The sequence below is a fragment of the Cellulomonas sp. C5510 genome, assembly GCF_019797765.1.
In the GTDB taxonomy this organism is placed as follows: Bacteria; Actinomycetota; Actinomycetes; order Actinomycetales; family Cellulomonadaceae; genus Cellulomonas.
Genome location: NZ_CP081862.1, coordinates 2,511,571 through 2,524,866, shown reverse-complemented (window position 1 = coordinate 2,524,866; position 13,296 = coordinate 2,511,571). Strand labels below are relative to the sequence as shown.

Annotated in this window: 12 protein-coding genes; 10 read left to right on the top strand and 2 right to left on the bottom strand. The window is 73.7% G+C overall.

Annotated features, from left to right (window positions below):
- Window positions 1-40: 40 nt before the first annotated feature.
- Window positions 41-859 (top strand): thymidylate synthase, encoded by an 819-nt coding sequence (locus K5O09_RS11700; protein WP_222169711.1) that lies wholly within the window; start codon window positions 41-43, stop codon window positions 857-859.
- A gap of 7 nt (window positions 860-866) precedes the next feature.
- Here the strand turns inward: K5O09_RS11700 and K5O09_RS11695 are convergent, their stop codons facing one another.
- Window positions 867-1,187 carry an AzlD domain-containing protein gene (locus K5O09_RS11695; RefSeq protein WP_222169710.1) on the bottom strand — a complete coding sequence of 107 codons (321 nt, stop codon included), beginning with the start codon at window positions 1,185-1,187 and terminating at the stop codon, window positions 867-869.
- Window positions 1,184-1,930, bottom strand: a complete 747-nt coding sequence (locus K5O09_RS11690; protein ID WP_370635437.1) for an AzlC family ABC transporter permease — start codon at window positions 1,928-1,930, stop codon at window positions 1,184-1,186. The genes K5O09_RS11695 and K5O09_RS11690 overlap by 4 nt, the downstream gene beginning before the upstream one ends.
- A 281-nt stretch (window positions 1,931-2,211) precedes the next feature.
- Between K5O09_RS11690 and K5O09_RS11685 the strand changes: the two genes are divergently transcribed.
- The 9 genes from K5O09_RS11685 (at window position 2,212) to K5O09_RS11645 (ending at window position 13,154) form a co-directional block, all read left to right on the top strand.
- Window positions 2,212-3,171 carry a carbohydrate ABC transporter permease gene (locus K5O09_RS11685; protein WP_222169709.1) on the top strand — a complete coding sequence of 320 codons (960 nt, stop codon included), beginning with the start codon at window positions 2,212-2,214 and terminating at the stop codon, window positions 3,169-3,171.
- On the top strand, window positions 3,168-4,139 hold the full coding sequence (locus tag K5O09_RS11680; RefSeq protein ID WP_222169708.1) for a carbohydrate ABC transporter permease: 972 nt from the start codon (window positions 3,168-3,170) through the stop codon (window positions 4,137-4,139). The genes K5O09_RS11685 and K5O09_RS11680 overlap by 4 nt, the downstream gene beginning before the upstream one ends.
- Window positions 4,140-4,250: 111 nt before the next feature.
- Window positions 4,251-5,624 (top strand): ABC transporter substrate-binding protein, encoded by a 1,374-nt coding sequence (locus K5O09_RS11675; protein WP_222169707.1) that lies wholly within the window; start codon window positions 4,251-4,253, stop codon window positions 5,622-5,624.
- Complete coding sequence (locus K5O09_RS11670) at window positions 5,621-6,445, top strand: glycerophosphodiester phosphodiesterase family protein (protein ID WP_255595343.1); 825 nt, start codon at window positions 5,621-5,623, stop codon at window positions 6,443-6,445. Before K5O09_RS11675 ends, K5O09_RS11670 begins: the two co-directional genes overlap by 4 nt.
- A gap of 59 nt (window positions 6,446-6,504) precedes the next feature.
- On the top strand, window positions 6,505-7,425 hold the full coding sequence (dapA, locus tag K5O09_RS11665; protein ID WP_222169706.1) for a 4-hydroxy-tetrahydrodipicolinate synthase: 921 nt from the start codon (window positions 6,505-6,507) through the stop codon (window positions 7,423-7,425).
- A 15-nt stretch (window positions 7,426-7,440) separates the two neighbouring features.
- A complete protein-coding gene (locus K5O09_RS11660) occupies window positions 7,441-9,126 on the top strand; it encodes a ribonuclease J (RefSeq protein WP_222169705.1) in 1,686 nt (561 codons plus the stop codon).
- Between the two features lie 60 nt (window positions 9,127-9,186).
- Entirely contained in the window at window positions 9,187-11,892 is a 2,706-nt protein-coding gene (locus tag K5O09_RS11655) for a DNA translocase FtsK 4TM domain-containing protein (RefSeq protein WP_370635435.1), read from the top strand.
- Between the two features lie 57 nt (window positions 11,893-11,949).
- Window positions 11,950-12,606, top strand: coding sequence for a CDP-diacylglycerol--glycerol-3-phosphate 3-phosphatidyltransferase (gene pgsA, locus K5O09_RS11650; protein ID WP_222169704.1), 657 nt, complete (start codon window positions 11,950-11,952; stop codon window positions 12,604-12,606).
- Window positions 12,603-13,154 (top strand): CinA family protein, encoded by a 552-nt coding sequence (locus K5O09_RS11645; protein WP_222169703.1) that lies wholly within the window; start codon window positions 12,603-12,605, stop codon window positions 13,152-13,154. Before pgsA ends, K5O09_RS11645 begins: the two co-directional genes overlap by 4 nt.
- Window positions 13,155-13,296: the final 142 nt, after the last annotated feature.

The following is a 13,296-nucleotide window of genomic DNA, read 5'->3' as shown; positions in this document are numbered from 1 at the left end:
CGCTGCCGGGGCGTCGGTGGCCGCGCCTACGATGGCCCGCATGACCGTCGAGCACCGCGCCGTGACCCGCACGCCCTACGAGGACCTGCTCGCGCTCGTGCTGGACACCGGCACGCCGAAGGCGGACCGCACCGGCACGGGCACGCGGAGCGTCTTCGGTCACCAGATGCGCTTCGACCTGTCGGAGGGCTTCCCCCTCGTGACGACGAAGCGCGTCCACCTGCGCTCGGTGGTGGGGGAGCTGCTGTGGTTCCTGCGCGGCGACTCGAACGTGCGGTGGCTGCAGGAGCACGGCGTGCGCATCTGGGACGAGTGGGCGGACGCGGACGGCGAGCTCGGGCCGGTGTACGGCGTGCAGTGGCGGTCGTGGCCCATCCCCGGCGGCGGCACGGTCGACCAGCTCGCCCAGCTGCTCGAGAACCTGCGGCGCGACCCGGACTCGCGGCGTCACGTCGTCTCGGCGTGGAACGTCGCGGACATCCCGTCGATGGCCCTGGCGCCGTGCCACGCGTTCTTCCAGTTCCACGTCGCGGACGGCCGGCTGTCCTGCCAGCTCTACCAGCGTTCCGCGGACCTGTTCCTGGGCGTGCCGTTCAACATCGCCTCGTACGCGCTGCTGACGCACATGGTCGCGCAGCAGGTGGGCCTGGAGCCGGGCGAGTTCATCTGGACCGGCGGCGACTGCCACATCTACGACAACCACGTCGAGCAGGTGCGCGAGCAGCTGACGCGCGAGCCGTACCCGTTCCCGACGCTGCGGCTGCGGCGCGCGGAGTCGCTCTTCGACTACTCGTTCGACGACGTGGTGGTCGAGGACTACCAGCACCACCCGGCCATCAAGGCCCCGGTCGCCGTCTGACGCGGGCTCAGGGCATCCCGAGGTAGCGGAGCAGGGCGGCGGTCGCCGCCGCCAGCAGCACGACGACGACGAACGGCGCCCGCAGCAGCAGCGCCACGGCGGCGACGACGAGCGCGACGAGCCGGGCGTCGAGGACGAGCACGCCGTCGGTGGTCCCGACCTGCACGGCGACCAGGGCGGCGAGCAGCGCAGCGGTGACGAGCGCGGCGGTCCGGGTCACGCGGGGGCGGGCGAGCACCCGGGCGGGCAGCAGGTGGCCGGCGACCTTCGTCGCGAGCACGACGGCGGCGGACGCGAGGACCGCCACCCAGACGGTGAGCCGGCTCACGGCTGCACCACCGGCCCCGCGGTCCCGTCGGATCGGCCTGCTTCCCGGACCACGCCGCCGTCCCCGCTCACCCTGCCGTCCCCGGGGCCCGCCCCGTCGGGGTCCCCGAGGACGCCGACCACGACGGCCAGGGCCGCCGCCGCGAGCACGGGCACGCCGGCCGGGACGACGGGTGTCAGCGCGAGCGCAGTCGCCGCCGCCGCGACGGCCACCACCCGCACGGTCCGGGTGCGGGGCCCGGCGAGACGCGGCCAGAGCAGGGCGAGGAACGCCGCGACGGCGGCCGCGTCGAGGCCGTAGCGCCGGGGGTCGCCGAGGGCGTCACCCAGCAGCGCGCCGAGCAGCGTGAACGCGTTCCACAGGACGAACACCCCGGCGCCCGTCCACCAGAACCCGGCGCGCGTCGACGCGGGGCCGGGCTGGGCGGTGGCGACCGCGGTGGACTCGTCGATGGTCAGGTGGGCGGCGAGCAGCCGTCGCCACCCGCGCGTGCCGAGCAGCGGCGCGACCTGCACCCCGTAGAGCCCGTTGCGCACCCCGAGGAGCCCGGCGGTCGCGACCGCCGCACCGACCCCGCCGCCGGCGCCGAGCACGCCGACTGCCGCGAACTGCGACCCGCCGCTGAACATCAGGAGGCTCAGCGCCATGGTCTGCGCCAGGTCCAGCCCGGCGGCGACGGACAGCGCCCCGAACGACACCCCGTACAGCCCGGTGGCGAGCGACACGGACAGCGCGGTCCGCACGGCGCTCCGCACCGCTGCGTCGGGAGCGGCCCCCGGGTGCGCAGCACCCGGCCGGCGCGGCGGACGGGGTCGCGGCAGCACGAGCCGAGGGTAGGACGCCGCCCGTCGGCGGCGTCGCGCTGACCGGCGGGTGGACGTCCGTCGCCGCAGGTGAACGGGGGGACAAGGCTGGCCGAACGTCGGAGCGGACCCCTGTCGCCCGCGCCGGACCACGGCGCAGAGTGGCGAGGGCCGCAAGGGCGCGGGCCGCGACCTGATCCCGACCCGATACGGACTCCTTCGTGACCACTGCCGATGTCCTCGCCCCGCCGCCGGCGTCCGCGCCGGCCCGCGCGCCGGTGGCGCGCACCGGGGCCCTGCGTTCGCGCCGCCGCCGGTCGGCGCTCCTCTGGTTCCTCCTGCTGGCGGGGCCGAACGTGGCCCTGCTGCTCGTGTTCGTGTACCGGCCGCTGGTGCAGTCGTTCTACCTGTCGACCCTCCAGTGGAACCTCGGATCCCCGGTGGCCCGCCAGATCGGGCTCGGCAACTACGTCGAGCTGTTCACCTCGCGCGGCTTCGCCCAGGTCGCGGGCACGACGGTGGTGTTCACGGTTGCGACTGTCGGCGGCGCCCTGGTGCTGGGTCTCGGCCTGGCGCTGCTGCTGAACCAGCGGCTCCGCGGCCGCGGGTTCGCGCGGACGGTGGCGTTCGCGCCGTACGTGCTGTCGGGCTTCGCTGTCGGCATCCTGTGGCTGTTCATCTTCGACCCGCGCTACGGGCTGATGCGTGAGGTGCTCAGCTGGGTCGGGGCGAGCTCCCCGCAGTGGTACACCGAGCGCCCGTGGCCGCTGGTCATGGTGATCGTGGTGTACCTGTGGAAGAACCTCGGCTACGTCGCGCTCATCTACCTGGCCGGGCTGCAGTCGGTCCCGCAGGACCTCAAGGACGCCGCGGCGCTCGACGGGGCGTCCCCGGCGCGGACCCTGCGGTCGATCGTCCTCCCGCTGCTGACGCCGACGTCGTTCTTCCTGCTCGTGACGATGATGCTGGCGTCGCTGCAGTCCTTCGACCTCATCAAGGCCATGACCCAGGGCGGTCCGCTCGGGTCGACGACGACGCTCATGTACTCCGTGTACCAGGAGAGCTTCGTCAACGGCCGGGCCGGCTACGCCTCGGCCGTCGCGACGGTGCTGTTCGTCGTGCTGCTCGCCGTCACGGCGGTGCAGATGCGGTTCGTCCAGCGGAAGGTGCACTACGCATGAGCGTCCTGACCCCCCGTCGGCCCGTGGCCGAGGACGGCCCGCGCCGGACCCCGTCGCAGGGCGGACCGGACGAGTCCGCCGCGCCGGACGCCGATCTGCCCGCCGGCCGTCGCCCCCGCCCCACCCCGCACGGCTCCCGGCCAGGGCGTCGCCGCCGTCCGCCGGTTGCCGGCTACCTGACGATGGTGCTCGCCACGGTGGTGCTCGGTGCCCCGCTGGTGTGGATGCTGCTCGCGAGCGTCAAGTCGTCGGGCGAGCTCTACCAGGTGCCGCTGCAGTGGCTGCCGGAGGCGCCGAGCCTCGACAACTACGCGCAGGCGGCGAGCACCGTGCCGCTCGGCCGGCTGCTGGCGAACAGCATCGGGATCACCGTGGTCGGGGCGGGCCTCAAGGTCGTGCTCGGGCTCGCCTGCGCCTACGCCCTGGTGTTCCTCGACTTCCCGTTCAAGAAAGTCGTGTTCGGGCTCGTCATCGCGACTCTGATGATCCCGCCGCAGGTGACGATCATCCCGAACTACACCCTGGTGGCGGGTCTCGGCTGGCTGAACACCTACCAGGGCATCCTCGTGCCGGGTCTGGCGAGCGCGTTCGGCACGTTCCTGTTCCGGCAGCACTTCCTCACGCTCCCCGGCTCGATCCTCGAGGCCGCGGAGCTGGACGGCGCGGGGCACTGGCGGCGGCTGTGGCGGTTCGTCGTGCCGATGAGCACGCCGACCATCGCGGCCGTGACCCTCGTGTCCGTCGTGACCGAGTGGAACGACTACCTGTGGCCGTTCCTGGTGATCGACCGGGCCGACCGCATGACCCTGCCGATCGGCCTGACCCTGCTGCAGAACATCGACGGCATGACCAACTGGGGCGTGCTGCTGGCCGCCACCACCGTCGTGACGCTGCCGATCCTCCTCGTCTTCCTCCTCCTCCAGCGCCGGCTCGTCGCCGGCCTCACCGCGGGCGCCGTCACGGGCTGAGCCCCGTCGCGCCGCCCGTCACCCCACCCCCCTGACCGGCGGGTGCGCCCCTGCGCGCCCGTCCCCCGAGCACCGGACCCCCGGTGCACGACCCCCTGAAGGAGCACTCACGTGTCCCACCCCCGCAGCCTCCTGCGTGACCGCCGCGTCACCGTCGGACTGGCCGCTGCCGTCGCCGGCGCCACGCTCGCCCTGACCGCCTGCGGCGGCCCCGCCGTGGGCGCCGGCTCGTCGGACGGCGAGACGTCGGCCGACGCGACCGACTGGTCGCAGGTCGAGCCCGCCTCCGAGATCACCTGGTGGTCGAACCACCCCGGCCAGTCGCAGGCCGTCGAGGAGCAGCTCATCGAGGCCTTCGAGGCCGAGAACCCGGACATCACGGTGAACCTCGTGACCGCCGGCGCCAACTACGACGAGGTCGCGCAGCGGTTCCAGGCCGCCTCGCAGACGGACGAGAAGCCGGACCTGGTCATCGCGTCCGACGTGTGGTGGTTCCGGTACCACCTGAACGACCAGATCATGCCGCTCGACGACGTCTTCGAGCACCTCGACGCGGACGCCGACGACTTCCAGCCCGGCCTGTACGGCGACTACGAGTACGACGGGCAGCACTGGGCCGCGCCGTACGCCCGGTCGACGCCGCTGTTCTACTACAACAAGACGATGTGGGACGCCGCGGGGCTGCCGGACCAGGGCCCCGAGACGTGGGAGCAGCTCCAGGAGTGGAGCACCGCGCTCGACGAGCAGGTGCCCGACGGCGGTTCGCCGTTCGGTCTCAGCCTCGGCACGTCGTGGTCCGCCTGGTGGTTCGAGAACATGATCTGGGGCCAGGGCGGCCAGTACTCCGACGAGTTCGACGTGACCCTCGACTCCGACGAGGCGCTCGCAGGCGGGCAGTTCCTGCGCGACCTGTTCCACGGCGACGACGCGATCGCCACGGTCTCGGCGGACGACTCCATGGCGGACTTCGCGTCCGGCCTGATCGCGTCGACCATCGGCTCGACGGGCTCGCTCAAGGGCGCGCTCGACGCCGCGTCGTTCGAGGTGGGCACGGCCTACCTGCCGGACGGCCCGCAGGGCGGCGGCACGCCGACCGGCGGCACGGGGCTGGCGATCTCGTCGTCCAGCACCCCGGAGGAGCAGCTCGCCGCGGCCATGTTCCTGGAGTTCCTCACGAACACCGAGAACACCGCCACGTTCTCCCAGGCCACGGGCTACATGCCGGTGCGGACCTCGGCTGTCGAGTCCGACACCATGAAGGCCGTGTACGAGGAGTTCCCGCAGTTCCGGACGGCCGTCGACCAGCTCGCCGAGAAGGCCCGCCCGCAGGACTACATCCGGGTGTTCGTCCCGGGCGCCGACGCGCTCCTCACGGACGCCATCGAGCAGATCGTGCTCGAGGGCACCGACCCCGCCGAGGCGTTCGACTCCGTCACGCCGCAGATCGAGACGGCGTACCGCGAGAACGTGGAGCCGTACCTGTGACCGAACCGTCGCAGGACCGGACCGGGGTCGCCCTCGCGGGCGGCCCCGGTGCCGGGGCGCCGCCGGTGCTGGCGTCGCGCCCGCGGGTCATCGCCCACCGCGGCAACTCGGCGGTCGCGCCGCAGAACACCCTTGCCGCCTTCGAGGCGGCGTGGCGCGCAGGGGCGGACAGCATCGAGATCGACATCCAGCGCACGGCCGACGGCCACGTCGTCGTGATCCACGACGACACGGTGGACGCCACGACGGACGGGCAGGGGAGTGTCGCCGAGCTGCCGCTCGACGCGCTGCGCGCCCTCGACGCCGGCTCCTGGTTCGCCGCGGCGTACCGGGGCCAGCGGGTGCCGACGTTCGACGAGGTGCTGGAGCTGCTGGTGCGGCGGCCGGGCATCGAGCTGCTGCTGGAGCTCAAGGGGGTGTGGACGACCGAGCAGGTGCACCCCGTCACCGAGGCCATCCGCAGGGCCGGGCTCACCGGCCGGGTGGTCGGCCAGAGCTTCTGGCCGGAGTCGGTGGCAGCGCTCGCGGAGGCCGACCCGGCGCTGCGGCGGGGGCTGCTCGTGTTCGAGGTGCCGGACGGCGTCGACGAGCTGGTGCGGCTGTGCACCGGCCTCGGGGTGATGACGTGCAACCCGTACGGCCCGCTGCTCGTGCAGCACCCGGAGCTGGTCGCGCGGCTGCACGCGGCCGGGCTGCAGGTCATGGTCTGGACGCTCGACGAGCCCGAGCACTGGGCCGTCGCAGCGGCGCTGGGGGTCGACGCGGTGATCACCGACCGGCCCGACCGCCTGGCCGGCTGGCTGGCGGCGCACCCGTCCTGACCCCGCGACGGGGTGGACGCGCAGCGCGGGCGGGGGGTGTGGGGCGGTACCGTGACCCCATGCTCCCCGCCACCCCGTCGCGTCCGTTCGGCGCGGTGCTCACCGCCATGGTGACGCCCATGCGGGACGACGGCTCGGTCGACCTGGACGCCGCCGTCTCCCTCGCCACGCACCTCGTGGACCACGGGCACGACGGCCTGGTGCTCAACGGCACCACGGGGGAGTCCCCCACCACGCACGCGCCGGAGAAGGCCGACCTGGTGCGCGCCGTCGTCGACGCCGTCGGCGACCGGGCGGCCGTCGTGGCGGGCGCGGGCTCCAACGACACGCTGCACGCGGTGCGCATGGCGGAGCAGGCCGCGGAGGCGGGCGCCGACGGCCTGCTCGTGGTCAGCCCGTACTACTCGCGCCCGTCGCAGCCCGGGGTGGTCGCGCACGTCACCGCGGTCGCCGACTCCACGCCGCTGCCCGTGATGCTCTACGACGTCCCGGGCCGCACCGGCGTCCGGCTGGCGCAGCCCACGCTCGACGCGCTCGCCGCCCACGACCGCGTGGTCGCCGTGAAGGACGCGACCGGCGACGTGTACGCCGCCGCGAAGGCCGCCGCGCGGACCGGGCTCGCCTGGTACAGCGGCGACGACTCGCTGCTGCTGCCGTTCCTGGCGCACGGCGCCGCGGGCATCGTCTCGGTGGTCGGCCACGTGGCCGGCCCGCAGCTCGCCGCGATCACCGCGGCCCACGACGCCGGGGACAACGCCCGCGCGCTCGAGATCTTCCTGTCGATCGCACCGGCGGTCGACGCGCTCAACGGCCAGGGGTTCCAGGCGGTCGCGGCGAAGGCCGCGGTCTGGTCCCTCGGGCTCATCCCGTCCCGACACGTGCGGCTGCCGAACGTGGCCGCACCGGACGACGACGTCGAGGCGGTCCGCGCCGGCCTACGCGCCGCGGGCCTCGCCGACGTCCTCGCCACCACGCAGTGACAGACCAGGAGAAGAATGTCCCACCCGCACCCTGACCTCGGCCTCCCGCCCACGCTCCCGGAGGGCGGCCTGCGGATCGTGGCCCTCGGCGGCCTCGGCGAGGTCGGCCGCAACATGGCGGTCCTCGAGTACGGCGGCCGCCTGCTCGTCGTCGACTGCGGTGTCCTCTTCCCCGAGGACCACCAGCCCGGCGTCGACCTGATCCTGCCGGACTTCGACTACATCTCCGACCGGCTCGACGACATCGACGGCATCGTCCTGACGCACGGGCACGAGGACCACATCGGCGCCGTGCCGTACCTGCTGCGCCTGCGGCAGGACATCCCGCTGATCGGCTCGCAGCTCACGCTGGCGTTCGTCGAGGCGAAGCTCAAGGAGCACCGCATCACGCCGCTGACCCTCGCGGTCAAGGAGGGGCAGACCGAGCAAGTCGGCGCGTTCTCCTGCGAGTTCGTCGCGGTGAACCACTCGATCCCGGACGCGCTCGCCGTCGCCGTGACGACCCCGGCCGGCACGGTCCTGCACACCGGCGACTTCAAGATGGACCAGCTGCCGCTCGACGGCCGGATCACCGACCTGCGCGCGTTCGCGCGGCTGGGGGAGAAGGGCGTCGACCTGTTCATGGTCGACTCCACCAACGCCGAGGTGCCGGGCTTCGTCAGCCCGGAGCGGGAGATCGGGCCGGTGCTCGACAGCGTGTTCGCCACGTCCGCCCGCAAGATCGTCGTCGCGTCGTTCTCCTCGCACGTGCACCGCGTGCAGCAGGTCCTCGACGCCGCCGCGGCGCACGACCGCAAGGTCGCGCTGGTGGGGCGCTCGATGGTCCGGAACATGACGATCGCCGCCGAGCTCGGGTACCTCAAGGTGCCCGACGGCGTCCTCGTGGACGCGAAGCGCCTCGGCGACCTGCGCGACGACGAGCTGGTGCTCATGTGCACCGGGTCGCAGGGCGAGCCGATGGCGGCGCTGTCGCGGATCGCCAACAACGACCACAAGATCTCCGTGGGCCCCGGCGACACGGTGATCCTCGCGTCGTCCCTGATCCCCGGCAACGAGAACGCGGTCTACCGGGTCATCAACGGCCTGACCCGGCTCGGGGCGCGCGTCGTGCACGGCGGCAACGCGAAGGTGCACGTCTCCGGCCACGCCAGCGCCGGCGAGCTCCTGTACTGCTACAACATCCTGCGACCGCGCAACGTGATGCCGGTCCACGGCGAGGTCCGCCACCTGGTCGCGAACGGCGCCCTCGCCGTGAAGTCCGGGGTCCCGGCCGACCGGGTCGTGCTCGCGGAGGACGGTGTGGTCGTCGACCTGGTCGACGGGCGCGCGAGCGTCGTCGGCGCGGTGCCGTGCGGGTACGTGTTCGTCGACGGCTCGAGCGTCGGCAACATCACCGAGACCGACCTCAAGGACCGCCGGATCCTCGCCGACGAGGGCTTCATCTCGATCTTCGCGGTCGTGAGCTCGACGGACGGCAAGGTCCTGGCGACGCCGACCATCCAGGCACGCGGGTTCGCCGAGGACGACGCGGTGTTCGAGACGATCCTCCCCGACGTCGTGACGGCGCTGGAGGACGCGACGCGGTCCGGAGCGGTCGACACGCAGCAGCTCCAGCAGGTCGTGCGGCGGGTCGTGGGACGCTGGGTGTCGAACCGGCTCCGCCGCCGGCCGATGATCATCCCGGTGGTCGTCGAGGCCTGACGCGGGCCACGCCGGGGCGCCTGCGGCGCAGGACGTCCCGGCGCGGCTACCGTGAGGATCATGGCCGCACGTCCGTCCTCCACCGCCACCCGTGCGGCTGCGCCGTCGTCGCGCGCCCGCGCCGCGGCTCCGGCGGGGCGCTCGTCCGGCTCGCGCGGCCCTGCACCCGCCCCGCGGCCCGCTCTGCCGGTGCGGATGGTCCGGGGTCTGTGGATGGGCTGCGCGCACGTCGTCGGCGGCGCCGCACGACGCATCGGCCACGGTGCCCGCGACCTCGACCCGGCGCTGCGGCGTGACGGGGCGGCGTTCTTCCTGCTCGCGCTCGCCATCGTCGTCGCCGCGCGGGAGTGGTGGGGCCTCGACGGCATGGCCGGCGACGCCGTGCACGTGGTGGTCGCGGGGACGTTCGGACGCGTCGCGGCCGCCGTCCCGGTGGTGCTGGTGGGCATCGCGGTCCGGCTCATGCGGCACCCCGACCGCAACCAGGCGAACTCGCGCATCACGATCGGGCTGACGGCGATCACGTTGGCCGCCTGCGGGCTGGTGCACGTCCAGCAGGGCCTGCCGGCGCCGTCCGGCGGCTTCGAGGCGGTCCGGGACGCGGGCGGCATCGTCGGCTACCTGGTCGGCACCCCCCTGGTCAGCCTGGTCACCGTGTGGGCGACCGTGCCCCTGCTGGTCCTGCTCGCGTTCTTCGGCGTGCTGGTCGTCACGGCGACCCCGGTGAACCAGATCGGCCCGCGCCTGCGCGCCCTGTACGACCGGCTCACGGGCAACCACCGCGACGAGGAGCCCGAGGACGACGACGCCCCGTTGGTCATCAACGCCGGGCACACCGCCGTCGAGGAGCCGCCCGGGAAGCCGTCCCGCCGCGGGCTGCTGGCGCGGCTGCGGCGCGCCGCCGCAGCCCCCGTCCCGGACGACGACCGGCTCGACGGGTACGCGGGTGACGAGGCGTTCGAGCGTGCCGCGTACGTCGAGGCGCGCCGCCGCGAGGAGGAGGCGACCGCCGTCCTCGAGCCGGAGGAGCTCGACGCGCCCGGGACGGCCGACGCCTCGGCGTCGCACGGCGGCACGGTCCCGCCCGGCACCGCGCCGACGGAGGCCGTCACGGCGGTGTCGACGTCGCACGAGCCGGTGCCGCCGCCGACCACGGGCGTGCCCCGCGGCGAGCAGCCGATGCTCGGCGGCGACGTGCTCTACACCCTCCCGTCGGAGGACTCGCTGGCGAAGGGCGCGCCGCACAAGGTCCGCTCCGCCGCGAACGACCGCGTGGTCGAGGCGCTGACGAGCGTCCTGGAGAACTTCGAGATCGACGCTCAGGTCACCGGCTTCACGCGCGGGCCGACCGTCACGCGGTACGAGGTCGAGCTCGGCAAGGGCGTCAAGGTCGAGCGCGTCACGGCGCTCAGCAAGAACATCGCGTACGCCGTGGCGTCGGCTGACGTGCGCATCCTGTCGCCGATCCCCGGCAAGTCCGCGATCGGCATCGAGATCCCCAACACCGACCGCGAGACCGTGTCGCTCGGCGACGTGCTCCGGTCGAGCGCGGCGCGGCGCTCCGAGCACCCGATGGTCATCGGCGTCGGGAAGGACGTCGAGGGCGGCTACGTCACGGCGAACCTCGCGAAGATGCCGCACCTGCTGGTCGCCGGCGCGACCGGCGCGGGCAAGTCGTCGTTCGTGAACTCGATGATCGTGTCGATCCTCATGCGGTCCACGCCGGACCAGGTGCGCATGGTGCTGGTCGACCCGAAGCGCGTCGAGCTCACGATCTACGAGGGCATCCCGCACCTCATCACCCCGATCATCACCAACCCGAAGAAGGCCGCCGAGGCCCTGGAGTGGGTGGTCCGGGAGATGGAGGCGCGGTACGACGACCTCGCGATGTTCGGGTTCAAGCACATCGACGACTTCAACGTCGCGGTGAAGGCCGGCAAGGTGAAGCCGCTGCCCGGCTCCGAGCGGAAGATCGCGCCGTACCCGTACCTGCTCGTGATCGTCGACGAGCTCGCGGACCTCATGATGGTGGCCCCGCGGGACGTCGAGGCGTCGATCCAGCGGATCACCCAGCTCGCGCGCGCCGCCGGCATCCACCTCGTGCTCGCCACGCAGCGCCCGTCGGTCGACGTGGTCACCGGCCTCATCAAGGCGAACGTGCCGTCGCGGCTGGCGTTCGCGACGTCGTCCCTCACCGACTCCCGCGTCGTCCTGGACCAGCCGGGTGCCGAGAAGCTCATCGGGCAGGGCGACGCGCTGTTCCTCCCGATGGGCGCGGCGAAGCCGATGCGCACGCAGGGCGCCTGGGTCACGGAGTCGGAGATCCACACCGTCGTCGAGCACGTGAAGCAGCAGCTCAAGCCCGTGTACCGCGAGGACGTCGCGGCGGCGCCGGCCAAGAAGCAGGTCGACGAGGACATCGGCGACGACCTCGACCTGCTGCTGCAGGCCGCGGAGCTGGTCGTCACGACGCAGTTCGGGTCGACGTCGATGCTCCAGCGCAAGCTCCGCGTCGGGTTCGCGAAGGCGGGTCGCCTCATGGACCTGCTGGAGTCGCGCGAGATCGTCGGCCCGTCCGAGGGCTCGAAGGCGCGCGAGGTGCTCGTGACCCCCGACGACCTGCCGGGGACGCTCGCGATGCTCCGCGGGGATCCCGGTGGCGAGCCCGCCGGGGAGGGGGACCGGTACGCGGCTCCGGACGGCCGGATGCCCGGCGAGCCCCCCGAGGCCGTCGACTACTTCGACGACGCCGACGACCTGCGCTGACCTGCTCGCGCGGCGCTGCGCTCGGAGGCAGGGGACAGCTGCCCGTAGGCTGTCGGGGTGAGCCGCCCTTCGCCGTGGAACGTCGCCAACGTCCTGACGGTGCTGCGCATCGTCGTGGTGCCGTTCGTGGCGTGGGCGCTGCTCGTGGACGGCGGCGAGGACGTCGCCTGGCGCCTCGTCGCGACGGCGCTGTTCGCCCTCGCGGCGGCGACCGACCGGGTGGACGGGTACCTGGCGCGACGGTTCGGGCTGGTGACCGACCTCGGCAAGCTGCTCGACCCGATCGCCGACAAGGCGCTCATCGGGACCGCCCTCGTGGCGCTGTCCTGGTTGGGGGAGCTGTCGTGGTGGGTGACCGCGGCGATCCTCGCGCGCGAGCTGGGCATCACGGCGATGCGGTTCTTCCTGCTGCGCTACCTCGTGCTGCCGGCGTCGCGAGGCGGGAAGATCAAGACGGTGCTGCAGTCGCTGGCGGTCGGTCTGTACCTGCTGCCCCTCGGCTCGCTGCCGGCGTGGGTGGACGTCGTGGCCGCTGTGCTCATGGGAGCGGCCGTCGTGGTCACGCTCGTGACCGGTGCCGACTACGTGCGCACCGCGGTTCGGGTGCGCCGGGAGCACGCCGCGGGCGGGGATCCGGACGCCACGCTCCGGGCGGCCGAGACCGGGACGACGTCGCCCCGCGGTGACGGCGGGGCGGTGGCGTCGCCGCGATGAGCCTGCCGTCCGGGCACGGTGACGCCGGGCGCGCGGCCGCGCTGCTCGCGGCGCTGCGGGAACGCGGCTGGACCGTCGCGGTCGCCGAGTCGCTGACGGGTGGGCTGGTCGCCGCCGAGCTGGTCGAGGTCCCAGGGGCGTCCCGGTCGCTGCGCGGCGGGGTCGTGGCGTACACCACGGACGTGAAGGGCTCGGTGCTGGGCGTCGACCGGGAGCTGCTCGCCGCGCGCGGCGCGGTGCACCCCGAGGTCGCCCGGCAGATGGCGGAACGGGTGCGTCCGCTGCTCGGCGCCGACGTCGGGCTCGCGACCACAGGTGTCGCCGGTCCGGACCCGCAGGACGGGTTTTCACCCGGGACCGTCCACGTCGCGGTGTCGACGCCGACGGGCTCGGTGGTGCGCACGCTGGCGCTGGCGGGCGACCGCGAGGCGATCCGGGCTGCGACCTGCGACGCCGTCCTCGCGGAGGCGCTGCGGGCCGTGCGGGAGGCGCCCGGGGGCGGTGGTCCGGGAACACGGGGCCCGGCGCCCGCGTTGGACCACACGTGATGAACACCAGGCCGTCCGCCCGTCCCGGCGCTGCCCGACGCGGCGGCGACATGTACGGTGGGAGCCTCCCCACGCGGGGCCATAAGGGTGTCGCACTCGTCAGGACCGCGCCCGCGGGCGCCCCGGCGGTGCGGCAGGAGCA

Coding starts and splice junctions, on each gene's coding strand:
- K5O09_RS11700 (WP_222169711.1), top strand. CDS start 41: ATGACCGTCGAGCACCGCGCCGTGACCCGCACGCCCTACGAGGACCTG.
- K5O09_RS11680 (WP_222169708.1), top strand. CDS start 3,168: ATGAGCGTCCTGACCCCCCGTCGGCCCGTGGCCGAGGACGGCCCGCGC.
- dapA (WP_222169706.1), top strand. CDS start 6,505: ATGCTCCCCGCCACCCCGTCGCGTCCGTTCGGCGCGGTGCTCACCGCC.
- K5O09_RS11660 (WP_222169705.1), top strand. CDS start 7,441: ATGTCCCACCCGCACCCTGACCTCGGCCTCCCGCCCACGCTCCCGGAG.
- K5O09_RS11655 (WP_370635435.1), top strand. CDS start 9,187: ATGGCCGCACGTCCGTCCTCCACCGCCACCCGTGCGGCTGCGCCGTCG.
- K5O09_RS11645 (WP_222169703.1), top strand. CDS start 12,603: ATGAGCCTGCCGTCCGGGCACGGTGACGCCGGGCGCGCGGCCGCGCTG.